The sequence below is a fragment of the Arsenicicoccus cauae genome (assembly GCF_043162025.1).
In the GTDB taxonomy this organism is placed as follows: domain Bacteria; phylum Actinomycetota; class Actinomycetes; order Actinomycetales; family Dermatophilaceae; genus Arsenicicoccus; species Arsenicicoccus cauae.
On record NZ_CP171001.1, the window covers coordinates 152,229 to 171,576 of the forward strand.

The following is a 19,348-nucleotide window of genomic DNA, read 5'->3' on the forward strand; positions in this document are numbered from 1 at the left end:
CGTCGTCGTGGTCCGCTCGACAGTATGGTGCCCGCCACCGACAGACCGCCCCCCAGCCCCTGCAATAAGTTGCACTTCTTGCAGCAAACCGCGTCAGCCGTCCTCTCCACGCGGGGGTCGGCCCCCCGGGAGGGTCCGCACGGACCGAGCCTCTCGCGCCCGCGCCTGCAGCTCCGGGTCGGGCGGGTAGACGACCTCGTCCAGGCTGAGCCCGTGCGGCGCCATGACCGCCACCCCCGGATCTCGCCGGGCCCCCGCCAGCACCGACCGCAACCACTCACGGTCCCGGCGTCCCTCCCCCACCGGCACCGCGCCCCCGATCAGCGCTCGGACCATCGAGTGGCAGAAGGCGTCGGCGCGGACGGTGGCCACGAGGACCCCCTGGTCGTCACGCACCCAGGAGTACTCCAGCAGCGTGCGGATCGTCGTCGCGCCCTCCCGTTGCCGGCAGAAGGCCGCGAAGTCGTGCAGCCCGACCAGACCCGCGCACGCCTCCTGCATGCGGGACAGGTCGAGGGGCCTGCGCACCACCGCCGTGTCGTGCCGTCGCAGCGGGTCCAGGCGCGCCGGGTCGTCCAGCAGCCGATAGCGGTAGCGCCGCTCCACCGCGGAGAAGCGGGCGTCGAAGCCCTCCGGCGCCACCCGCACCGCCCGCACCACGACGTCGCCGGGGAGCACCCCGTTGAGACGCGTCACGGCGGCCTCGACCGGTCTCCGGTCCGAGCGCCCGGGCAGCCGCGCCAGCAGGTCGTCCGCGACGTCGAGGTGGCAGACGGCGCCGCGCGCGTGCACCCCCGCGTCCGTGCGCCCGGCCACGGTCAGCCGCGGCGGCGCCTCGCTGCGCAGGATCGTCTGCCACGCGACGGCGAGCGTCTCCTCGACGGTCCGCCGGCCGGGCTGCGCCGCCCACCCGCTGAACCCCGTCCCGTCATACGCGAAGTCCACCCGCAGTCGGGACAGGGCGGACGGCGGGGTCTCCATGAGCGTCCATCCTAGCGATGGCACGAGGACCCCTCGTATGCCGCAGGGCCCGGCACCCCTGGTGGGGGTGACGGGCCCTGCTGTGCTCCGGGGACGCGGTCAGGCGTCGCCCTTGGCCTCGGTGGTGCTGTCCGTGGCGGCGTCGGCCGCCTGGGTGGTGGGCTGGTCCTCGACCGGCGCCTCGGGGGCCTCGGCCTCCGGGGTGGCGACCGGCTCCACCGTCTCGGTCTCGACAGCCTCGGGGGCCTCGACGGGCTCGGCGGTCTCGACCGGGACGGCCGGCTGGGAGTCCCTGGACGCGCGCCGGGTTGCGGCCTCGGCCTCCTTGACGGTGGCCTTCTTGGCGACGGGCTCGCGCACGAGCTCGATGACGGCCATGGGGGCGTTGTCGCCCTTGCGCGCACCGATCTTGGTGATGCGGGTGTAGCCGCCCTGGCGCTCCGCCATGTCCGGCGCGATCTCCACGAACAGGCGGTGGACGACACCCTTGTCGCGGACGACCGTGAGGACGCGACGACGAGCGTGCAGGTCTCCGCGCTTGGCGAAGGTGATCATGCGCTCGGCCAGGGGGCGCAGGCGCTTGGCCTTGGCCTCCGTGGTCGTGATCCGGTCGTGCTCGAACAGCGACGTGGCCAGGTTGGCCAGCATCAGGCGCTCGTGGGCCGGACCGCCGCCGAGACGAGGACCCTTGGTGGGGGTAGGCATGGTTTCTCCTAGATAGTCCGACCGACCGCAGGGGGCGCCGACCGTGGCACCGTGAGGTCAGTCCTGCTTTCGGTCAGTAGTTCAGTACTGCTCGTCCTCGAGGGCGATGTCGTCCTCGTAGCTGTCGTACGCCTCGGCGATCGTCGACGGGTCGAACCCGGGCGGGCTGTCCTTGAGCTGCAGGCCCATGCCCACGAGCTTGGCCTTGACCTCGTCGATCGACTTCGCACCGAAGTTGCGGATGTCGAGCAGGTCGGCCTCGCTGCGACCCACGAGCTCACCCACGGTGTGGATGCCCTCGCGCTTGAGGCAGTTGTAGGACCGGACGGTCAGGTCGAGGTCCTCGATCGGCAGCGCCAGGTCGGCGGCGAGCGCGGCGTCCGTCGGGGACGGGCCCATGTCGATGCCCTCGGCCTCGACGTTGAGCTCGCGGGCCAGCCCGAACAGCTCCACCAGCGTCTTGCCGGCGGAGGCCATCGCGTCGCGCGGAGCCATGGAGTTCTTGGTCTCGACGTCCACCACCAGGCGGTCGAAGTCCGTGCGCTGCTCGACACGCGTCGCCTCGACCTTGTAGGTCACGGCCAGCACCGGGGAGTAGATGGAGTCGACCGGGATGCGGCCGATCTCCTGCTCGCCGGACTTGTTCTGCTGCGACGAGACGTAGCCACGGCCACGCTCGACGGTCAGCTCCATCTCGAGCTTGCCGTTGTCGTTGAGCGTCGCGATGTGCAGGTCGGGGTTGTGCACCTCGACGCCCGCGGGCGGGGTGATGTCGGCGGCGGTGACGGCGCCGGGACCCTGCTTGCGGAGGTACATCACGACCGGCTCGTCGTGCTCCGAGGAGACGACCAGGCCCTTGATGTTGAGGATGAACTCCGTGACGTCCTCCTTGACACCGGGGACGGTGGAGAACTCGTGGAGGACACCGTCGATGCGCAGGCTGGTGACGGCGGCACCCGGGATGCTCGACAGCAGCGTGCGCCGCAGCGAGTTGCCGAGGGTGTAGCCGAAGCCCGGCTCGAGGGGCTCGATGGTGAAGCGGGAACGGGCCTCGGAGAGCATCTCCTCCGAGAGCACCGGACGCTGTGCGATCAGCACGGTTTTCTTCCTTCCCATGGACGCCCGCTATATGACGTCTCATGAATCCCCTGGCGGGGCGGCCCCTCACCTCTGTCCGTGAGCCGGCCGGCCGGTCCGTCCGCGGGACGGACCGTGGTCTCAGACGTATGGCGGCGAGCCGGGCCGCAACCCGGCCCACCGCCATGCGTCGTGATGCCGATTACTTCGAGTAGAGCTCCACGATCAGCTGCTCCTCGACGGGGACGTCGATCTGCTCGCGCACGGGCAGCTGGTGGATCAGGATCCGCAGGGAGCCCGGGACGACCTGCATCCACGCCGGGATCGGGCGGTCCCCGAAGGTCTGGCGAGCCAGCTCGAACGGGAACGTGTTCACCGACTTGGGACGGATGTCGATGATGTCGTACTGGGTCACCTGGTAGGACGGGATGTCCACCCGGACGCCGTTGACCGTGAAGTGGCCGTGGGCGACGAGCTGACGCGCCGCACGACGGGTGCGGGCCAGGCCGGCGCGGTAGACGACGTTGTCCAGGCGGGACTCCAGGATCTGGAGGAGGTTCTCGCCGGTCTTGCCGGGACGGCGCGAGGCCGTCTCGTAGTAGTTGCGGAACTGCTTCTCCAGCACGCCGTACATGTAGCGGGCCTTCTGCTTCTCGCGCAGCTGGAGGAGGTACTCCTTCTCCTGCACGCGACCGCGGCCGTGCATGCCGGGCGGGTAGGGGCGGTTCTCGAAGTTCCGGTCGCCACCGACGAGGTCGGTCTTGAGACGACGGGACTTCTTGCTCATGGGTCCGGTGTAACGAGCCATAAGTCAGCTATCTCCTTCCGTGTCTCAGACGCGACGGCGCTTGGGCGGGCGCACGCCGTTGTGGGGGGTGGGCGTGACGTCGCTGATGGCGCCGACCTCGAGGCCGGTCGCGGTCAGCGAGCGGATCGCCGTCTCGCGGCCCGAGCCCGGGCCCTTGACGAACACGTCGACCTTGCGCATGCCGTGGTCCATGGCGCGGCGCGCGGCGGCCTCCGCGGCCATCTGCGCGGCGAACGGCGTGGACTTGCGGGAGCCCTTGAAGCCGACCTGGCCGGCGGACGCCCACGAGATCACCGCACCGGTCGGGTCGGTGATCGAGACGATCGTGTTGTTGAACGTGCTCTTGATGTGAGCGTGCCCGTGGGCGACGTTCTTCTTCTCCTTGCGGCGGACCTTCTTTGCCGCAGCCTGACGGCCCTTGGGAGGCATGTGGCTGGTTTCTCCTGTAACTCGGTAAGTGAAGACTGTGCGTGAAGTGGACCGACTGATGTGCCGCGCCGCGAGGGTTTCCAATCCCCCGGCTGGGCGTCCGGTTCACATCGGTTGGTTACTTCTTGCCGGCCTTCTTCTTGCCGGCGACCGTGCGCTTGGGACCCTTGCGGGTGCGGGCGTTGGTCTTGGTGCGCTGACCGCGGACGGGCAGGCCACGACGGTGGCGAAGGCCCTCGTAGGACCCGATCTCCACCTTGCGGCGGATGTCGGACGCGATCTCGCGACGGAGGTCACCCTCGATCTGGTAGCTACCCTCGAGGTGGTCGCGGAGCTTGACCAGCTCCTCCTCGGTGAGGTCCTTGACGCGCGTGTCCGGGTTGACGCCCGTGGCCGCGATCGTCTGAACGGCGCGGGTGCGGCCCACGCCGAAGATGTACGTCAGTGCGACCTCGACGCGCTTCTCGCGCGGCAGGTCGACTCCAACGAGACGAGCCATGTGGTTGGTTCTCCTGATACGGACGGAGGTCTGGAGCAGCACCGTTCCGCTGACCCCGCGCCGTCGCCGCTCGACGCCCTCTTGGTCGGGCGCCTCGCTCGGACGAGGATCTCGGTCCCCGGCCTCCGTGCCGGGGGTGACGTCCAGGTCTCGACGGGTCGAGACCTGAGGCCGGGTGCTGCTGGCAATGCTTCGTGCGCGTTCGGCGGAAGCCTGCGCGTGCGGGTCGACGCGGCCGGGGCCACGATGACCGGTGGATCAGCCCTGACGCTGCTTGTGGCGAGCGTTCTCGCAGATCACCATGACCCGGCCGTTGCGGCGGATCACCTTGCACTTGTCGCAGATCTTCTTGACGCTGGGCTGAACCTTCATCTGCCTACTGTCTTCAGATCGGGCCCGGGGCACGGACGTGCCCCAGGCGGGTGGATCGGGTGGTGCCTGCCGACCACCGGACCGGGCGAGCCGGTCAGCGGTAGCGGAAGACGATGCGCCCTCGGGTCAGGTCATACGGGCTGAGCTCAACGACGACCCGGTCCTCGGGGAGGATGCGGATGTAGTGCTGACGCATCTTGCCGGAGATGTGAGCGAGCACCTTGTGACCGTTGGTGAGCTCCACCCGGAACATCGCGTTCGGGAGAGCCTCCACGATCGTGCCCTCGATCTCGATGACACCGTCCTTCTTGGCCATGTCCTCCACATTCCGTCGAGGCGGACCGCGTCCTGCGAGCAGGATGACAACCGCCGTGGCACTGTCTGATCGGGTACTTCCGGCACACGTTGTGACGAGGCCTTGACCTGCCATGACCAGCCGCCGGGACAGGTGGGTCTGAACGCTCGTGAGCCGACGCACCAGCCTACGCCATACCCCCGCACGCAGGGAAATCGGCGCAGGCGCGCTGGGGGGACGTCACGCCTGGTCGAGCGGGCCGTATGCCGCGCCCGCCGCCCGCAGCCGCTCCGCTCCCCCGTCGACCTCGGTGAGGACCCACAGACCCGCGTCCGTGACGGCCACGGTGTTCTCCCAGTGGCTCGCCGCGGAGCCGTCGTCGGTGACGACCGTCCACTCGTCGTCGAGCACGTGGTTGTCGGCCGAGCCCAGGGTGATCATCGGCTCGATCGCCAGGGTCACGCCGCTGCGGACGGTCGGCCCCCGGTCGCGGACGCGATAGTTGTAGACCTGGGGGTCCATGTGCATGGACGTCCCGATGCCGTGGCCGACGTAGTCCTCCACGATGCCGTAGTCGACCCCGTCCCGCCGCCCGGAGGCCTCGATCGAGTCCTCGACCGCGGCCCCCACCTCGTGCAGCCGGCCCCCGACGCGCAGGGCGGCGATGCCCGCCCACAGGGATGACTCGGTGGCGTCGGACAGCGCGAGCTCGGCCGGCCTGGCCGCCTCCCGCCCCCCGACGACGAAGGTGCGGGCAGCGTCGCCATGCCACTGCGTGCCGTCCTCGAGGACGTAGCAGCCGCAGTCGACGGACACCAGGTCGCCCTCCAGCAGCATCCGGTCCCCCGGGATGCCGTGCACGATCTGCTCGCCGACGGAGACGCACAGGGTGTGGTGGTAGCCCGGCACCTCGGCGAAGTTCGGCACCATGCCGTGGTCACGGATGAAGCTCTCGGCCAGTGCGTCGAGCTCCCCGGTGGTCATACCGGCCCGCAGCTCCTCGGACAGCATCTGCAGGGTGCGGCCGACGACCAGCCCCGCACGGCGCATGGCGCGGATCTGGTCGTCGGTCTTGGTCTGGATCCTGGAACGCCCGAACACGTGGTTGGCTCAGCCCCGGACCGTCTGCAGGAGTCGCTCGGTCACGTCGTCGACCTCGCCCATGCCGTCCACCTCATGGATCAGGCCCCGCTCGCGGTAGAGGTCGATGAGGGGTTGCGTCTCGCGGGCGTAGATGGCCATCCGCTCCCGGATGACCTCCTCCGTGTCGTCGACCCGACCCTCCACCTCGGCCCGCTTGAGCAGGCGCTGCACGACGGCGTCCGTGTCGACGGTCAGGACGAGGACGGCGTCCAGGGGGCGACCCATGCGCTGAAGCATCCCGTCCAGGGCCTCGACCTGGCCCACGGTGCGCGGGTAGCCGTCCAGCAGGAAGCCGGGCTGGCAGTCGGGCTGGGACAGGCGGTCGGCGACGATCGCGTCGGTGATCTCGTCCGGGACGTAGCCCCCGCCGGCGATGATCTCCTTGACCTTGAGACCGAGCTCGGTCTCGGCCTTGATGTTGGCGCGGAAGATGTCGCCGGTCGAGATGGCGGGGATCCCCAGACCCTCGACGAGCCGTGCGGCCTGCGTCCCCTTGCCGGCGCCGGGCGGACCCATGATGATCAGTTGCATTAGCGCAAGAACCCTTCGTAGTTTCGTTGCTGGAGCTGGGACTCGATCTGCTTCACCGTCTCCAGGCCGACGCCCACCATGATCAGCAGGGAGGCGCCGCCGAACGGGAAGTCGCGCTGCACGTTCATCGTGGTGAACGCGATCACGGGGATCAGGGACAGCAACCCGAGGTAGAGCGCACCCACCGAGGTGAGCCGGGTGAGGATGTAGTCGAGGTACTGGGCCGTGGGGCGCCCTGCGCGGATGCCGGGGATGAAGCCGCCGTACTTCTTCATGTTGTCGGCGACCTCCTCCGGGTTAAAGGTGATCGACACGTAGAAGAACGTGAAGAACACGATCAGGGTGAAGAAGATCAGCGAGTACCACGGCCCGCTGCCCATGCCCAGGTGCGTCTGGATCCACTCGGCCCAGGCGGGCGGGTTGGCGTTGTTGCGCTGGAACGTCGCCACCATCGTGGGCAGCTGCAGCAGCGAGGACGCGAAGATGATCGGGATGACGTTGGCCATGTTGATCTTCATCGGGATGTAGGTGCTGGTGCCGCCGTAGACCTGACGGCCGACCATGCGCTTGGCGTACTGCACCGGGACCCGCCGCTGGCACTGCTCGACGAAGACGACGATGGCCACGATGAGAAGACCCACGAGCATCACGAGGATGAAGCGGCCGAGCTGGCGACCGTTGGCGGCGACCGAGCCCCAGAGCGTGCCGGGGAAGCTGGAGACGATCGAGGTGAAGATCAGCAGCGACATCCCGTTGCCGACGCCCCGGTCCGTGATGAGCTCACCCATCCACATGACCAGGCCGGTGCCGGCGGTCATGGTGACCACCATGATGAGGAGTGCCGGCAGGGACTCGTCCGGCATGATCGACGTGCACTGGCCACCGAACAGCTGGTCAGGGTTGCGCGCGTACGTGACGTACGTGGCCGACTGCAGGATCGCCAGCCCGATCGTGAGGTAGCGGGTGTACTGCGTCAGCTTGGTCTGCCCGGACTGGCCCTCCTGCTTGAGTGCCTCGAACCTTGGGATGACGACGGTCAGCAGCTGCACGATGATGCTGGCCGTGATGTAGGGCATGATGCCCAGCGCGAAGATCGACAGCTGCAGCAGCGCGCCGCCGCTGAACAGGTTGAGGATGCCGAGGGCACCGGTATTGGTCTCGGCGCCCTGCAGGCAGGCCTGGACGTCCGTGTAGCTGACGCCGGGCGTGGGCACGATCGACCCGACGCGGAAGAGCGCCATCACGAACAGGGTGAACAAGATCTTCTTGCGAAGGTCCGGCGTCTTGAACGCACGGGTAAAGGCCGACAGCACAGGTCCTCCTCGGCGACCATGACGACTTACGCAGGGTAGCATCCGCGCCCCTGGTGCCCTGCACGACCACGACCCCGGAAGCGACGCTTCCGGGGTCGTGGTCGTGCAGGTGATGTCGGGCAGCGCCGGCGCTCCGGCTCCTGCCGACGATCAGGCCTGGGTGGTCGAACCGCCCGCGGCCTCGATCTTGTCCTTGGCGGATCCCGAGAACTTGTCCGCCGTCACGTTGACCTTGACGGTGATCTCGCCCTGGCCGAGGACCTTGACGAGCGAGCCCTTGCGGACCGCGCCCTTCTCCACGAGACCCTCGACGGTGACCTCGCCACCCTCGGGGTAGAGCGCGGAGATCTTGTCGAGGTTCACGACCTGGTACTCGGTCTTGAACGGGTTCTTGAAGCCGCGCATCTTGGGCAGACGCATGTGCAGCGGCGTCTGACCGCCCTCGAAGCCCGCGGGCACCTGGTAGCGGGCCTTGGTGCCCTTGGTGCCGCGACCGGCGGTCTTGCCCTTGGAGCCCTCACCGCGACCCACGCGGGTCTTGGGGGTCTTGGCGCCGGGGGCGGGGCGAAGGTGGTGCACCTTCAGGGCGTGCGTGGTGCCGTCGGCAGGGAGCTCCTGCTCGCCGGACTTCTTGGCGATAGCCATCAGTCAACCTCCTCGACGGTCACGAGGTGCGCCACGGTGCGGACCATCCCCCGGATCTCGGGGCGGTCCTCCTTGACGACGACGTCACCGATGCGCTTGAGACCGAGCGTGCGCAGGGTCTCTCGCTGGTTCTGCTTGCAGCCGACGTGGCCACGGGTCTGGGTCACCTTGAGTCGAGACATCAGGCACCAGCCCCAGCGGCACGGGCGCGCAGCAGAGCGGCGGGCGCGACGTCCTCGAGGGACTTGCCGCGGCGAGCCGCGACAGCCTCGGGGCGCTCGAGACCCTTGAGGGCCTCGACCGTCGCGTGGACGATGTTGATCGAGTTGTCCGAGCCGAGCGACTTGGACAGCACGTCGTGGATGCCGGCGCACTCGAGCACGGCGCGCACCGGGCCTCCGGCGATGACACCGGTACCGGGGGCGGCGGGACGAAGGAGCACGACGCCCGCGGCCTTCTCACCCTGGACGGGGTGCGGGATGGTGCCCTGGATGCGGGGGACGCGGAAGAACGCCTTCTTGGCCTCCTCGACGCCCTTCGCGATCGCGGCGGGCACCTCCTTGGCCTTGCCGTAGCCCACGCCCACAGTGCCGTCACCGTCGCCCACCACGACGAGCGCGGTGAAGCTGAAGCGGCGGCCACCCTTGACGACCTTGGCGACGCGGTTGATCGTCACCACTCGCTCGATGTACTGGCTCTTCTCGGCGGAGTCGCGACGGTCGCCCCGCTCGCGGCGGTCACGGCGGTCGTTGGTGCGCTCGCCGCCGTTCTGGCCGGTGCCGGCGCCGGTTCCGCGGCGCTGAGGTCCTGGCATCAGATGTTCCTCTTTCCTGAAACGTACGTCTGGTGAGCGGTCACAGGTCCAGACCACCCTCGCGGGCGCCGTCGGCGATCGCGGCGATGCGGCCGTGGTACTGGTTGCCGCCACGGTCGAACACGACCGCGGACACGCCGGCGGCCTTGGCGCGCTCGGCGACGAGCTCACCGACCCGCTTGGCCTTGGCCGTCTTGTCGCCCTCGAAGGAGCGCAGGTCGGCCTCCATGGTGGAGGCGCTCGCCAGCGTCTTGCCGACGGTGTCGTCGACCACCTGGACGAACATGTGACGCGCGGACCGGTTGACCACGAGGCGAGGCCGCGTCGTGGTGCCGGCGATGCGCTTGCGCAGACGCAGGTGACGGCGGCCGCGCGCGGCGCTCTTGCCCTTGCCGCGCTTGACGATGAGTCGTGCCATGGCTTACTTACCAGCCTTTCCGACCTTGCGGCGGATCTGCTCGCCCGCGTAGCGGACACCCTTGCCCTTGTAGGGGTCGGGCTTGCGGAGCTTGCGGATGTTGGCAGCGACCTCGCCGACGAGCTGCTTGTCGATGCCCTTGACCGAGAACCTCGTCGGGGCCTCGACCTGGAAGGTGATGCCCTCCGGCGGCTCGACGACGATCGGGTGCGAGTAGCCGAGAGCGAACTCGAGGTTGCTGCCCCGGGCCATCACGCGGTAACCGGTGCCGAAGATCTCGAGCTTCTTCTCGTAGCCGTTGGTGACGCCCTCGACCATGTTGGCGATGAGGGAACGGGTCAGGCCGTGCAGGGCGCGGGACTGACGCTCGTCGTTGGGACGCTTGACCTCGATCGTGCCGTCCTCGGCCTTCTCGACCGTGATCGGCTCGGCCACGACGTGGCTCAGCTCGGCGTTGTTCTTCTTGACGGTGACGGTCTGACCGTCGATGTTGACCTCCACACCCATGGGCACGGAGACAGGGAGTCGTCCGATTCGGGACATGAGATGCTCCTTTCGCGCCGTGGGTTACCAGACGTAGGCGAGGACTTCCCCACCCACGCCCTTCTGGGCAGCCTGCTTGTCGGTCAGCAGACCGGTCGACGTGGAGATGATCGCCACGCCGAGGCCGCCGAGGACCTTGGGCAGGTTGGTGGACTTCGCGTACACGCGCAGACCGGGCTTGGACACCCGACGCACGCCCGCGATCGACCGCTCGCGGTTGGGGCCGTACTTGAGGTTGATGGTCAGGGTCTGACCCACCTCGGCCTCCTCGATCTTCGAGCCGGCGATGTAGCCCTCGGCCTCGAGGATGTCCGCGATGTTCTTCTTCAGCTTCGAGAACGGCATGGAGACGACGTCGTGGTGCGCCGAGTTGGCGTTCCGGACGCGGGTCAGCATGTCCGCAATCGGGTCAGTCATGGTCATTGGGCTGCTTGCCCTTCCTCACCGCGGTTTCAGTCTCGGGCCGGCTCCCCGGGTGTCCCGGGGGCGCCGCCGTCGTCCCGACCTGCGATGTAGAGCGGAGTGGAAATTCGAGGGTTGGGGTTACCAGCTGCTCTTAGTGACGCCGGGGAGCTCTCCCCCGTGCGCCATCTCGCGCAGGCAGATCCGGCACAGGCCGAACTTGCGGTACACCGAGTGCGGACGGCCGCAGCGCTGGCAGCGCGTGTACGCGCGCACCTTGAACTTCGGCTTGGCGTTCGCCTTGTTGATCAGAGCGGTCTTGGCCACGGTCAGTTCTCCTTGAACGGGAAGCCGAGCTGCTTGAGCAGGGCGCGACCCTCGTCGTCGTTCGTGGCGGTGGTGACGATCGTGATGTCCATGCCGCGAACCCGGTCGATCTTGTCCTGGTCGATCTCGTGGAACATCGACTGCTCGTTGAGACCGAAGGTGTAGTTGCCGCGACCGTCGAACTGCTTGCCGGACAGACCCCGGAAGTCGCGGATACGCGGGAGGGCGACCGACAGCAGACGGTCGAGGAACTCCCACATGCGGTCACCGCGGAGGGTGACGTGCGCGCCGATGGGCATCCCCTCGCGCAGCTTGAACTGCGCGATGGACTTGCGAGCCTTGGTCACGATGGGCTTCTGGCCCGTGATGGCGGTCAGGTCACGCACCGCGCCCTCGATCAGCTTCGAGTCGCGAGCCGCCTCACCGACACCCATGTTGACGATGACCTTGACGACACCGGGGACCTGCATGACGTTGGGGTAGGAGAACTGGTCCTGCAGCGCAGGCTTGATCTCCGCGCCGTAGCGCGCCTTGAGGCGGGGCTGCGTCTTCTCAGTGGTGGTGGCAGTCATGATCACAGGTCCTTGCCCGAGCGGACGGACACGCGCGTGCGGACGGTCTTGGACCGACCGTCACGCTCGACGGTCTCGACGCGCGTCTTGATACGGGTCGGCTTCTTGCTCTCCGGGTCCACGACCTGCACGTTGGAGACGTGGATCGGGGCCTCGGTGTGGACGATGCCGCCGGTGCGGCCCGCACCCTGGCCGGCCTTGGTGTGCTTGGTCACGCGGTTGATGCCCTCGACCAGGACGCGCCCGGCCTCGGTGTCCACCGAGATGACCTTGCCCGTCTGGCCCTTGTCAGGGCCGGTGATGACCTGGACCAGGTCACCCTTCTTGATCTTCATCTTCGCCATGGGTTACAGCACCTCCGGCGCCAGAGAGATGATCTTCATGAACTTCTTCTCACGCAGCTCGCGGCCCACCGGGCCGAAGATGCGCGTGCCACGCGGGTCACCGTCGTTCTTGAGGATGACGGCCGCGTTCTCGTCGAACTTGATGTAGGAACCGTCGGTACGACGACGCTCCTTGGTCGTGCGGACGATGACGGCCTTGACGACGTCGCCCTTCTTCACGTTGCCACCGGGGATCGCGTCCTTGACGGTGGCGACGATGACGTCGCCGATGCCGGCATACCGACGACCCGAACCGCCGAGCACACGGATGCAAAGGATCTCCTTGGCACCGGTGTTGTCGGCGACGCGCAGTCGCGACTCCTGCTGGATCACTGTCGAACTCCTGTCGTCGAGCTGGTTCTCACCGGATCCCTCCGGTTGAGCCTGGCCGAACTGTTGGTCGGGCTGGTCCCAGGTGCTCCTGAGACCGATGCGTGCGGGTGAGCGGCAGAACTACTTCGCGCGCTCGAGGATCTCCACCACGCGCCACCGCTTGGAGGCGGACAGCGGGCGGGTCTCCATGATCAGGACGCGGTCACCGATGCCCGCCGAGTTCTCCTCGTCGTGCGCCTTGACCTTGCTGCTGCGCCGCAGGACCTTGCCGTAGAGCGCGTGCTTGACGCGGTCCTCGACCTCGACCACGACGGTCTTGTCCATCTTGTCGCTCACCACATAGCCCTGGCGGGTCTTGCGGTCGTTGCGCTCGAGAGTCGTCTCGCTCACGGTGTTGGCAGCTTCCTTCTGGTTGTCGCTCATGCCTGGCCACCCTTCGACGGGGCGGCACCGATGCCGAGCTCGCGCTCGCGCATCTCGGTGTAGATGCGAGCGATGTCCTTGCGGACAGCGCGCAGACGGCCGTGGTTCTCCAGCTGGCCCGTGGCGGACTGGAACCGGAGGTTGAACAGCTCCTCCTTGGCCTTCTTGAGCTCGTCGACCAGACGGTCGTCGCCGAGGCCACGCAGCTGCTCGGAGGTCAGGTCCTTGGATCCGACTGCCATCAGATGTCACCACCTTCACGCGCCACGAAACGGCACTTCATCGGGAGCTTGTGCATCGCCAGACGCATGGCCTCGCGGGCAACGGGCTCCGGGACGCCGGCCAGCTCGAACATGACGCGGCCGGGCTTGACGTTGGCGACCCACCACTCGGGCGAGCCCTTTCCGGAACCCATGCGGGTCTCGGCGGGCTTCTTGGTCAGCGGGCGGTCCGGGTAGATGTTGATCCAGACCTTTCCACCACGCTTGATGTACCGCGTCATGGCGATACGAGCGGACTCGATCTGCCGGTTGGTGACGTAGGCCGGCTCGAGCGCCTGGATCCCGTAGTCACCGAACGCGACCGTGGTGCCGCCCTTGGCAGCGCCGCTGCGACCGGGGTGGTGCTGCTTGCGGTGCTTCACACGACGGGGAATCAGCATCAGGACTCAGCTCCCTGCTCCGCAGGCTGGGCCTGCGCGGTGTCGGACGCGGCGCCGGCCTCGGCCGGGGCGACGTCGCGGTTGCTGTCACGACGGGGGCCACGGCCACCACGGCCGGGACGGTCGGCACCGTCACGGCGCGGGCCGCGGGACGGACGCGGGGCGGCGGCCTGCTGGGCAGCCAGCTCCTTGGCGGTCACGTCGCCCTTGTAGATCCACACCTTGACGCCGATGCGGCCGAAGGTCGTACGAGCCTCGTAGAAGCCGTAGTCGATGTTGGCGCGCAGCGTGTGCAGCGGGACGCGACCCTCGCGGTAGAACTCCGAGCGGGACATCTCGGCGCCGCCGAGACGGCCGGCGCACATGACCCGGATGCCCTGGGCGCCAGCGCGCTGGGCGGACTGCATGCCCTTGCGCATGGCACGGCGGAAGGAGACACGGGCGGAGAGCTGCTCGGCGATGCCCTGGGCGACCAGCTGGGCGTCGACCTCGGGGTTCTTGACCTCGAGGATGTTGAGCTGGACCTGCTTGCCCGTGAGCTTCTCGAGCTCGCCGCGGATGCGGTCGGCCTCGGCGCCTCGGCGACCGATGACGATGCCGGGGCGCGCCGTGTGGATGTCCACGCGGACGCGGTCACGGGTGCGCTCGATCTCCACGCGGGAGATGCCGGCGCGCTCCATGCCGTTGGACAGGAGACGTCGGATCGCGACGTCTTCCTTCACGTAGTCGCGGTACCGCTGACCGACCTTGGTGCTGTCGGCGAACCACCGGCTGCGGTGGTCGGTGGTGATACCGAGGCGGAAACCGTGCGGGTTGACCTTCTGACCCATTAGCGGGTGCCTCCCTTGCTAGCGGCCTCCGGCTGGGCCACGAAGACGGTGATGTGGCTCGTGCGCTTGCGGATGCGGAAGGCGCGACCCTGGGCACGCGGCTGGAACCGCTTCATGGTCTGGCCCTCGTCCACGTACGCCTTGGTGATGACGAGGTTGCGCTCGTCGAAGGCCTGAGAGGCCTGGTCGGCCTTGACGCGGGCGTTGGCGATGGCGCTCTGGAGAACCTTGAGCACCGGGTCGCTCGCCGACTGAGGGGCGAACTGCAGCGTGGCGATCGCCTCGCCGGCCTGCTTGCCACGGATCAGGTCGACGACGCGGCGAGCCTTCATGGGCGTGACGCGCACGTGGCGCGCAACGGCCTTGGCTTCCATCTGGAATTCCTTGTCGTTGTTGGCCATCAGCGACGACGCCCCTTCTTGTCGTCCTTCTCGTGTCCCTTGAAGGTACGGGTGGGGGCGAACTCGCCGAGCTTGTGGCCGACCATCGACTCGGTGACGAACACCGGGACGTGCTTGCGACCGTCGTGGACGGCGAGGGTGTGGCCGAGCATGTCCGGCGAGATCACCGAACGGCGCGACCAGGTCTTGATGACGTTCTTGGTGCCGGCTTCGTTCTGGGCGTCCACCTTCTTCTGGAGGTGGTCGTCGATGAAGGGGCCCTTCTTCAGGCTACGAGGCATGTCCAAAGGCTCCTATCAGCGCTTCTTGCCAGTACGACGACGACGGACGATGAGCTTGTCGCTCGGCTTGCCCGGCTTGCGGGTGCGGCCCTCGGGCTGGCCCCAGGGGCTGACCGGGTGGCGACCACCGGACGTCTTGCCCTCACCACCACCGTGGGGGTGGTCGATCGGGTTCATGGCCACACCACGGACGGTGGGGCGCTTGCCCTTCCACCGCATACGGCCGGCCTTGCCCCAGTTGATGTTGCTCTGCTCGGCATTGCCCACCTCGCCGACCGTGGCGCGGCAGCGCAGGTCGACGTTGCGGATCTCGCCGGACGGCATACGCAGCTGGGCGTAGGGGCCATCCTTGGCGACGAGCTGCACGCGAGCACCCGCCGAGCGGGCGATCTTGGCGCCGCCACCGGGCTTCAGCTCGATCGCGTGGATGACGGTACCCACGGGGATGTTCTTGAGCGGCAGTGCGTTGCCCGGCTTGATGTCGGCGCCGGGGCCGTTCTCCACCACGTCACCCTGCGAGAGGCGGTTGGGCGCGAGGATGTAGCGCTTCTCGCCGTCCGCGTAGTGCAGCAGCGCGATGCGGGCCGTGCGGTTGGGGTCGTACTCGATGTGAGCGACCTTGGCGGGCACGCCGTCCTTGTCGTGACGACGGAAGTCGATCACGCGGTAGGCGCGCTTGTGGCCACCGCCGATGTGGCGCGTGGTGATGCGGCCGCTCGAGTTGCGTCCACCGCTCTTGGGCAGCGGGCGCACCAGCGACTTCTCGGGCGTGCTGCGCGTGACCTCTACGAAGTCCGCGACGCTCGAGCCACGACGACCCGGCGTCGTGGGCTTGTACTTACGGATAGCCATGTCTGATCCCTCAGTGTCCTAGTCGATCCTCGGTCGCCGGCGTCAGACGCCAGCGCCTCCGAAGATGTCGATCGACCCTTCCTTGAGGGTGACGATCGCGCGCTTCGTGTCCTTGCGCTTGCCGAGGCCGAACCGCGTGCGGCGGGTCTTGCCCGGGCGGTTGAGCGTGTGCACGGAGTCCACCTTGACCTTGAAGATCTGCTCGATGGCGATCTTGATCTCGGTCTTGTTGGCCCGGGGGTCCACGACGAAGGTGTACTTGCCCTGGTCCATCAGTCCGTACGACTTCTCGGAGACGACCGGCGCGAGCAGGATGTCGCGGGGGTCCTTGATGGTGCTCACTTGGTGTCCTCCTCAGCCTTGGCGGCCGCCGGGGTGCCCTTGGCCAGGAAGGCCTCGAGAGCGCCCTGGGTGAAGACCACGTCGTCCGCGCAGAGCACGTCGTACGTGTTGAGCTGGTCGGCGACCAGGATGTGCACGTTGGCGATGTTGCGCACCGACGCCATGCCCAGCGTGTCCTCGCGCTCGATGACGACGAGCAGGTTCTTGCGCTCGCTGATGCCGCCCAGGACGTTCGCGGCCACCTTGGTGGACGGCGCGTCACCCTCGACGAGGGAGGACAAGACGTGGACGCGGCCGTGACGGGCGCGGTCCGAGAGGGCCCCGCGCAGGGCGGCGGCCTTCATCTTCTTGGGGGTGCGCTGCGAGTAGTCGCGCGGCACCGGTCCGTGGACGACGCCACCGCCGGCGAACTGCGGCGCACGAGTCGAGCCCTGGCGAGCCCGGCCGGTGCCCTTCTGGCGGTAAGGCTTGGCGCCACCGCCACGCACCTCGGCGCGCGTCTTGGCCTTGTGGGTGCCCTGACGGGCGGCCGCGAGCTGCGCCACCACGACCTGGTGGATCAGCGGGATGTTGGTCTGGACGTCGAAAACCTCGGCGGGCAGCTCGACGGTGCCGGCCTTGGCGCCCGTGGCGTCCAGGATGTCGATGGTCGTCATGTCGATCAGGCCCCCTTGGCGGCCGTGCGCACGAGGACCACGCCACCGCGGGGGCCGGGGACGGCACCCTTGATGATCAGCAGGCCCTTGTCGGCGTCCACGGCGTGGATCGTGAGGTTCTGGGTGGTCTGGCGCACGCCGCCCATGCGGCCGGCCATGCGCATGCCCTTGAAGACGCGACCGGGGGTGGAGCAGCCGCCGATCGATCCCGGCTTGCGGTGGTTGCGGTGCGCACCGTGGGAGGAAGAGACGCCCTTGAACCCGTGGCGCTTCATGACGCCCGCGAATCCCTTGCCCTTGGTGGTCCCCGTGACGTCGACGTCCGTCCCGGCCTCGAAGGCCTCGGCGGTGATCTCCTGGCCCACGGAGTAGTCGGCGGAGTCGGCGGTGCGGAGCTCGACCAGGTGGCGGCGCGGCGACACACCGGCCTTGTCGAAGTGCCCGGTCAGCGGCTTGTTGACCTTGCGCGGGTCGATCGCGCCGAAGGCGATCTGGACGGCCTGGTAGCCGTCCTTCTCGGCGTCGCGGACCTGCGTGACGACGCAGGGGCCCGCCTTGATGACCGTGACGGGGATGAGGCGGTTGTCCGCGTCCCAGACCTGGGTCATGCCGAGCTTCTCGCCAAGGACGCCCTTGACGTTGCGCTCGATAGCAGCGTTGGTCATGTCGGGTTCCTCAGAGCTTGATCTCGATGTTGACGTCCGCCGGCAGGTCGAGACGCATCAGCGAGTCGACGGCCTTGGGCGTCGGGTCGATGATGTCGATCAGACGCTTGTGCGTCCGCATCTCGAAGTGCTCGCGGCTGTCCTTGTACTTGTGGGGCGAACGGATGACGCAGAAGACGTTCTTCTCCGTCGGGAGGGGCACGGGGCCCACCACCGTCGCGCCCGCACGGGTCACGGTGTCCACGATCTTGCGCGCCGAGCTGTCGATGACCTCGTGGTCGTACGACTTAAGCCGGATGCGGATCTTCTGTCCCGCCATCGCTTCGTTGACTCTCTCTCGTCTGTCCTGCTGGTCTGTGGCCGATCCAGTCGCCCTCCGACCCCCGCGGTCGGGCGTGTCGCACCCGCTTCGCGGCACGGGTGCACGCAGCATCTGCGGGCTAACCCGTGGTGGGGCCGGTCCGTCTGGGCCGGGGCTTGCACTTCCCCCGCAGGGAAGTCACAGTCCATCAGCCAGTCCGAGGACCGTCCGGTGGTGCTAGTAACCTCTCACGAGGGACGGTGGCCTGTCCGATTCCCCAGGGAACAGGCATCGACCACGCGTCAAGCAACCTGTCCAGTCTGACAGATCGCGCAGCAGGATCCAAATCCTGGGACGGCCAGGGGAACCGGGCCATGCGCGTGCGCCAGCCGACACGCCGTCGACCGAGGACAACGTGCGTCTGGGAGCATGGCCCCATGTCCGAGACCGTCTTGGCCGCGCTCTCCCCCACGCCGTGGGGCGCCGCCCTGCGGCGCAAGGAGCGCGAGGGCGGTGGCAACCACCTCGTGCAGCTCCTGCGGGCACCGGACACGCACACCCGCTCCTTCGACGTCGTGCCCCTGGCCTGCCTGACCCATGCGCACTCCTGGCGCCGGTCGTGGACCGACGCCTAGGCCATGGCAGGGCAGCCGGCCTGGCGGCCCTGGTGATCACGGCGGGCCTCACCGGATGCCACGGCGGCCCGGCGTCCGTGCCCGCCTCGGCCTCCGCCTCCGACGGACCCACCGGCGCCCCGCCCGCGCCTGGCACCGCGACGCCCGCGACCTTCCCCGCCGGCACCCCGGCTCCGAGCGGCTGCTCCCATCTGGTCGAGTCGGCCCCCCGTGTCGAGCCCGGCCAGACGCTCGGCGAGGGCACCCACGGCACCTGGGTCGTCACGTCCAGCGGGGCCAGCCCACCCGGCACGTCCAGGGTCGCGGGATGGCGGATCGCCCCGGAACAGGCTCGGCTGTCGGTATGGAAGGGGCGCGTCTGCTCCGACCGCGCCGACACCCGCGTGGTGCGCATGACGACCTCCCTCATGACCCAGGCCCGGTGGGCGGGTCACGGGCCGGCCCGGTCTCTCCAGATCACACCCTCGTGGCTGGCACGCACCTGGCCCGGCGCCACGGAGGCGGTGGTCGCCGAGGTGCGGACGAGCATCCCGGAGGTCACCCGGCCGGGAATGGTGGACCAGCTGCGGTGCCACGTCGCGTTCGCGTCGAGCAAGGATCGCTGGAACCTGGAGCCCGGACGCCCGGACGTGGGCTACCCGGCGACCGTGGCGGCGGGCTGCAACCCGGGCGACGTGGTCGATCCCGACGGCCGATGAGGCCACGGCCCGC

General features: G+C 68.6%; 34 protein-coding genes. 2 read left to right on the forward strand and 32 right to left on the reverse strand.

Annotated elements, in window-relative coordinates:
* Window positions 1-93: 93 nt before the first annotated feature.
* From truA to rpsJ, 32 genes are all read right to left on the reverse strand, one after another.
* Window positions 94-981: a tRNA pseudouridine(38-40) synthase TruA gene (truA, locus tag ACF3NS_RS00665; protein ID WP_392467293.1), complete on the reverse strand. Its 888-nt coding sequence runs from the start codon at window positions 979-981 to the stop codon at window positions 94-96.
* A 99-nt stretch (window positions 982-1,080) separates the two neighbouring features.
* Window positions 1,081-1,686, reverse strand: coding sequence for a 50S ribosomal protein L17 (rplQ, locus tag ACF3NS_RS00670; RefSeq protein ID WP_154591839.1), 606 nt, complete (start codon window positions 1,684-1,686; stop codon window positions 1,081-1,083).
* Between the two features lie 81 nt (window positions 1,687-1,767).
* Complete coding sequence (locus ACF3NS_RS00675; RefSeq protein WP_288797601.1) at window positions 1,768-2,784, reverse strand: DNA-directed RNA polymerase subunit alpha; 1,017 nt, start codon at window positions 2,782-2,784, stop codon at window positions 1,768-1,770.
* A gap of 181 nt (window positions 2,785-2,965) precedes the next feature.
* A complete protein-coding gene (gene rpsD, locus ACF3NS_RS00680; RefSeq protein WP_154591837.1) occupies window positions 2,966-3,571 on the reverse strand; it encodes a 30S ribosomal protein S4 in 606 nt (201 codons plus the stop codon).
* Between the two features lie 24 nt (window positions 3,572-3,595).
* Window positions 3,596-4,000, reverse strand: coding sequence for a 30S ribosomal protein S11 (gene rpsK / locus ACF3NS_RS00685; protein ID WP_019286330.1), 405 nt, complete (start codon window positions 3,998-4,000; stop codon window positions 3,596-3,598).
* A gap of 118 nt (window positions 4,001-4,118) precedes the next feature.
* A complete protein-coding gene (rpsM, locus tag ACF3NS_RS00690) occupies window positions 4,119-4,499 on the reverse strand; it encodes a 30S ribosomal protein S13 (protein ID WP_154591836.1) in 381 nt (126 codons plus the stop codon).
* A gap of 258 nt (window positions 4,500-4,757) precedes the next feature.
* Window positions 4,758-4,871, reverse strand: coding sequence for a 50S ribosomal protein L36 (rpmJ, locus tag ACF3NS_RS00695; RefSeq protein ID WP_019286332.1), 114 nt, complete (start codon window positions 4,869-4,871; stop codon window positions 4,758-4,760).
* Between the two features lie 94 nt (window positions 4,872-4,965).
* The gene (gene infA / locus ACF3NS_RS00700; protein WP_006946284.1) at window positions 4,966-5,187 is read right to left on the reverse strand and encodes a translation initiation factor IF-1; all 222 of its coding nucleotides are present in this window, start codon (window positions 5,185-5,187) and stop codon (window positions 4,966-4,968) included.
* Window positions 5,188-5,406: 219 nt separating this feature from the next.
* Entirely contained in the window at window positions 5,407-6,267 is an 861-nt protein-coding gene (map, locus tag ACF3NS_RS00705; protein WP_311966316.1) for a type I methionyl aminopeptidase, read from the reverse strand.
* Between the two features lie 9 nt (window positions 6,268-6,276).
* Window positions 6,277-6,840: an adenylate kinase gene (locus tag ACF3NS_RS00710; RefSeq protein ID WP_288797599.1), complete on the reverse strand. Its 564-nt coding sequence runs from the start codon at window positions 6,838-6,840 to the stop codon at window positions 6,277-6,279.
* A complete protein-coding gene (gene secY / locus ACF3NS_RS00715; RefSeq protein WP_288797598.1) occupies window positions 6,840-8,153 on the reverse strand; it encodes a preprotein translocase subunit SecY in 1,314 nt (437 codons plus the stop codon). The genes ACF3NS_RS00710 and secY overlap by 1 nt, the downstream gene beginning before the upstream one ends.
* A gap of 150 nt (window positions 8,154-8,303) precedes the next feature.
* Window positions 8,304-8,798, reverse strand: coding sequence for a 50S ribosomal protein L15 (gene rplO, locus ACF3NS_RS00720; protein WP_154591833.1), 495 nt, complete (start codon window positions 8,796-8,798; stop codon window positions 8,304-8,306).
* Complete coding sequence (rpmD, locus tag ACF3NS_RS00725) at window positions 8,798-8,980, reverse strand: 50S ribosomal protein L30 (RefSeq protein WP_019286337.1); 183 nt, start codon at window positions 8,978-8,980, stop codon at window positions 8,798-8,800. Before rpmD ends, rplO begins: the two co-directional genes overlap by 1 nt.
* Window positions 8,980-9,612, reverse strand: coding sequence for a 30S ribosomal protein S5 (gene rpsE, locus ACF3NS_RS00730; protein ID WP_154591832.1), 633 nt, complete (start codon window positions 9,610-9,612; stop codon window positions 8,980-8,982). Before rpsE ends, rpmD begins: the two co-directional genes overlap by 1 nt.
* A 40-nt stretch (window positions 9,613-9,652) precedes the next feature.
* Window positions 9,653-10,030, reverse strand: coding sequence for a 50S ribosomal protein L18 (rplR, locus tag ACF3NS_RS00735; protein WP_288799222.1), 378 nt, complete (start codon window positions 10,028-10,030; stop codon window positions 9,653-9,655).
* A 3-nt stretch (window positions 10,031-10,033) separates the two neighbouring features.
* Window positions 10,034-10,573 (reverse strand): 50S ribosomal protein L6, encoded by a 540-nt coding sequence (gene rplF, locus ACF3NS_RS00740; RefSeq protein ID WP_288799223.1) that lies wholly within the window; start codon window positions 10,571-10,573, stop codon window positions 10,034-10,036.
* Window positions 10,574-10,597: 24 nt separating this feature from the next.
* Window positions 10,598-10,996 (reverse strand): 30S ribosomal protein S8, encoded by a 399-nt coding sequence (gene rpsH / locus ACF3NS_RS00745; RefSeq protein WP_019286341.1) that lies wholly within the window; start codon window positions 10,994-10,996, stop codon window positions 10,598-10,600.
* A 120-nt stretch (window positions 10,997-11,116) separates the two neighbouring features.
* Window positions 11,117-11,302, reverse strand: coding sequence for a type Z 30S ribosomal protein S14 (locus tag ACF3NS_RS00750; protein WP_288799224.1), 186 nt, complete (start codon window positions 11,300-11,302; stop codon window positions 11,117-11,119).
* A gap of 2 nt (window positions 11,303-11,304) precedes the next feature.
* A complete protein-coding gene (rplE, locus tag ACF3NS_RS00755) occupies window positions 11,305-11,874 on the reverse strand; it encodes a 50S ribosomal protein L5 (RefSeq protein WP_154591829.1) in 570 nt (189 codons plus the stop codon).
* Window positions 11,875-11,876: 2 nt separating this feature from the next.
* Window positions 11,877-12,218, reverse strand: coding sequence for a 50S ribosomal protein L24 (rplX, locus tag ACF3NS_RS00760; protein ID WP_154591828.1), 342 nt, complete (start codon window positions 12,216-12,218; stop codon window positions 11,877-11,879).
* A gap of 3 nt (window positions 12,219-12,221) precedes the next feature.
* Window positions 12,222-12,590, reverse strand: a complete 369-nt coding sequence (rplN, locus tag ACF3NS_RS00765) for a 50S ribosomal protein L14 (RefSeq protein WP_288799225.1) — start codon at window positions 12,588-12,590, stop codon at window positions 12,222-12,224.
* 120 nt (window positions 12,591-12,710) lie between these two features.
* Window positions 12,711-13,013 carry a 30S ribosomal protein S17 gene (gene rpsQ / locus ACF3NS_RS00770; RefSeq protein ID WP_154591827.1) on the reverse strand — a complete coding sequence of 101 codons (303 nt, stop codon included), beginning with the start codon at window positions 13,011-13,013 and terminating at the stop codon, window positions 12,711-12,713.
* The gene (gene rpmC, locus ACF3NS_RS00775) at window positions 13,010-13,255 is read right to left on the reverse strand and encodes a 50S ribosomal protein L29 (protein WP_154591826.1); all 246 of its coding nucleotides are present in this window, start codon (window positions 13,253-13,255) and stop codon (window positions 13,010-13,012) included. Before rpmC ends, rpsQ begins: the two co-directional genes overlap by 4 nt.
* Entirely contained in the window at window positions 13,255-13,674 is a 420-nt protein-coding gene (rplP, locus tag ACF3NS_RS00780) for a 50S ribosomal protein L16 (protein ID WP_154591825.1), read from the reverse strand. The genes rpmC and rplP overlap by 1 nt, the downstream gene beginning before the upstream one ends.
* On the reverse strand, window positions 13,674-14,504 hold the full coding sequence (rpsC, locus tag ACF3NS_RS00785; protein WP_288799226.1) for a 30S ribosomal protein S3: 831 nt from the start codon (window positions 14,502-14,504) through the stop codon (window positions 13,674-13,676). The genes rplP and rpsC overlap by 1 nt, the downstream gene beginning before the upstream one ends.
* On the reverse strand, window positions 14,504-14,878 hold the full coding sequence (gene rplV / locus ACF3NS_RS00790; RefSeq protein WP_029211831.1) for a 50S ribosomal protein L22: 375 nt from the start codon (window positions 14,876-14,878) through the stop codon (window positions 14,504-14,506). Before rplV ends, rpsC begins: the two co-directional genes overlap by 1 nt.
* Window positions 14,879-14,904: 26 nt before the next feature.
* Window positions 14,905-15,186, reverse strand: a complete 282-nt coding sequence (gene rpsS / locus ACF3NS_RS00795; protein ID WP_050347847.1) for a 30S ribosomal protein S19 — start codon at window positions 15,184-15,186, stop codon at window positions 14,905-14,907.
* A gap of 15 nt (window positions 15,187-15,201) precedes the next feature.
* Window positions 15,202-16,038: a 50S ribosomal protein L2 gene (gene rplB / locus ACF3NS_RS00800; RefSeq protein WP_154591823.1), complete on the reverse strand. Its 837-nt coding sequence runs from the start codon at window positions 16,036-16,038 to the stop codon at window positions 15,202-15,204.
* Window positions 16,039-16,080: 42 nt separating this feature from the next.
* Window positions 16,081-16,380, reverse strand: coding sequence for a 50S ribosomal protein L23 (rplW, locus tag ACF3NS_RS00805; protein ID WP_019286353.1), 300 nt, complete (start codon window positions 16,378-16,380; stop codon window positions 16,081-16,083).
* Window positions 16,377-17,036 carry a 50S ribosomal protein L4 gene (gene rplD, locus ACF3NS_RS00810; protein ID WP_154591822.1) on the reverse strand — a complete coding sequence of 220 codons (660 nt, stop codon included), beginning with the start codon at window positions 17,034-17,036 and terminating at the stop codon, window positions 16,377-16,379. The genes rplW and rplD overlap by 4 nt, the downstream gene beginning before the upstream one ends.
* A gap of 5 nt (window positions 17,037-17,041) precedes the next feature.
* On the reverse strand, window positions 17,042-17,701 hold the full coding sequence (gene rplC / locus ACF3NS_RS00815; protein ID WP_154591821.1) for a 50S ribosomal protein L3: 660 nt from the start codon (window positions 17,699-17,701) through the stop codon (window positions 17,042-17,044).
* A gap of 10 nt (window positions 17,702-17,711) precedes the next feature.
* Window positions 17,712-18,020 carry a 30S ribosomal protein S10 gene (gene rpsJ, locus ACF3NS_RS00820; RefSeq protein WP_012867945.1) on the reverse strand — a complete coding sequence of 103 codons (309 nt, stop codon included), beginning with the start codon at window positions 18,018-18,020 and terminating at the stop codon, window positions 17,712-17,714.
* Between the two features lie 419 nt (window positions 18,021-18,439).
* On the opposite strand from rpsJ, the gene ACF3NS_RS00825 reads away from it, so the two are divergent.
* Both ACF3NS_RS00825 and ACF3NS_RS00830 read left to right on the forward strand, forming a co-directional pair.
* On the forward strand, window positions 18,440-18,637 hold the full coding sequence (locus ACF3NS_RS00825) for a hypothetical protein (RefSeq protein ID WP_154591820.1): 198 nt from the start codon (window positions 18,440-18,442) through the stop codon (window positions 18,635-18,637).
* Complete coding sequence (locus ACF3NS_RS00830) at window positions 18,622-19,335, forward strand: DUF2599 domain-containing protein (RefSeq protein ID WP_392467304.1); 714 nt, start codon at window positions 18,622-18,624, stop codon at window positions 19,333-19,335. The genes ACF3NS_RS00825 and ACF3NS_RS00830 overlap by 16 nt, the downstream gene beginning before the upstream one ends.
* The last annotated feature ends 13 nt before the right edge of the window (window positions 19,336-19,348 follow it).

Bases quoted from the DNA above. Each gene is read 5' to 3' on its own strand.
- truA (WP_392467293.1), bottom strand. From the start codon at position 981: ATGGAGACCCCGCCGTCCGCCCTGTCCCGACTGCGGGTGGACTTCGCG.
- rplQ (WP_154591839.1), bottom strand. From the start codon at position 1,686: ATGCCTACCCCCACCAAGGGTCCTCGTCTCGGCGGCGGTCCGGCCCAC.
- rpsD (WP_154591837.1), bottom strand. From the start codon at position 3,571: ATGGCTCGTTACACCGGACCCATGAGCAAGAAGTCCCGTCGTCTCAAG.
- rpsK (WP_019286330.1), bottom strand. From the start codon at position 4,000: ATGCCTCCCAAGGGCCGTCAGGCTGCGGCAAAGAAGGTCCGCCGCAAG.
- rpsM (WP_154591836.1), bottom strand. From the start codon at position 4,499: ATGGCTCGTCTCGTTGGAGTCGACCTGCCGCGCGAGAAGCGCGTCGAG.
- rpmJ (WP_019286332.1), bottom strand. From the start codon at position 4,871: ATGAAGGTTCAGCCCAGCGTCAAGAAGATCTGCGACAAGTGCAAGGTG.
- infA (WP_006946284.1), bottom strand. From the start codon at position 5,187: ATGGCCAAGAAGGACGGTGTCATCGAGATCGAGGGCACGATCGTGGAG.
- ACF3NS_RS00710 (WP_288797599.1), bottom strand. From the start codon at position 6,840: ATGCAACTGATCATCATGGGTCCGCCCGGCGCCGGCAAGGGGACGCAG.
- rplO (WP_154591833.1), bottom strand. From the start codon at position 8,798: ATGGCTATCGCCAAGAAGTCCGGCGAGCAGGAGCTCCCTGCCGACGGC.
- rpmD (WP_019286337.1), bottom strand. From the start codon at position 8,980: ATGTCTCGACTCAAGGTGACCCAGACCCGTGGCCACGTCGGCTGCAAG.
- rpsE (WP_154591832.1), bottom strand. From the start codon at position 9,612: ATGCCAGGACCTCAGCGCCGCGGAACCGGCGCCGGCACCGGCCAGAAC.
- rplR (WP_288799222.1), bottom strand. From the start codon at position 10,030: ATGGCACGACTCATCGTCAAGCGCGGCAAGGGCAAGAGCGCCGCGCGC.
- rplF (WP_288799223.1), bottom strand. From the start codon at position 10,573: ATGTCCCGAATCGGACGACTCCCTGTCTCCGTGCCCATGGGTGTGGAG.
- rpsH (WP_019286341.1), bottom strand. From the start codon at position 10,996: ATGACCATGACTGACCCGATTGCGGACATGCTGACCCGCGTCCGGAAC.
- rplE (WP_154591829.1), bottom strand. From the start codon at position 11,874: ATGACTGCCACCACCACTGAGAAGACGCAGCCCCGCCTCAAGGCGCGC.
- rplX (WP_154591828.1), bottom strand. From the start codon at position 12,218: ATGGCGAAGATGAAGATCAAGAAGGGTGACCTGGTCCAGGTCATCACC.
- rpsQ (WP_154591827.1), bottom strand. From the start codon at position 13,013: ATGAGCGACAACCAGAAGGAAGCTGCCAACACCGTGAGCGAGACGACT.
- rpmC (WP_154591826.1), bottom strand. From the start codon at position 13,255: ATGGCAGTCGGATCCAAGGACCTGACCTCCGAGCAGCTGCGTGGCCTC.
- rplP (WP_154591825.1), bottom strand. From the start codon at position 13,674: ATGCTGATTCCCCGTCGTGTGAAGCACCGCAAGCAGCACCACCCCGGT.
- rpsC (WP_288799226.1), bottom strand. From the start codon at position 14,504: ATGGGTCAGAAGGTCAACCCGCACGGTTTCCGCCTCGGTATCACCACC.
- rplV (WP_029211831.1), bottom strand. From the start codon at position 14,878: ATGGAAGCCAAGGCCGTTGCGCGCCACGTGCGCGTCACGCCCATGAAG.
- rpsS (WP_050347847.1), bottom strand. From the start codon at position 15,186: ATGCCTCGTAGCCTGAAGAAGGGCCCCTTCATCGACGACCACCTCCAG.
- rplB (WP_154591823.1), bottom strand. From the start codon at position 16,038: ATGGCTATCCGTAAGTACAAGCCCACGACGCCGGGTCGTCGTGGCTCG.
- rplD (WP_154591822.1), bottom strand. From the start codon at position 17,036: ATGACGACCATCGACATCCTGGACGCCACGGGCGCCAAGGCCGGCACC.
- rplC (WP_154591821.1), bottom strand. From the start codon at position 17,701: ATGACCAACGCTGCTATCGAGCGCAACGTCAAGGGCGTCCTTGGCGAG.
- rpsJ (WP_012867945.1), bottom strand. From the start codon at position 18,020: ATGGCGGGACAGAAGATCCGCATCCGGCTTAAGTCGTACGACCACGAG.
- ACF3NS_RS00825 (WP_154591820.1), top strand. From the start codon at position 18,440: ATGTCCGAGACCGTCTTGGCCGCGCTCTCCCCCACGCCGTGGGGCGCC.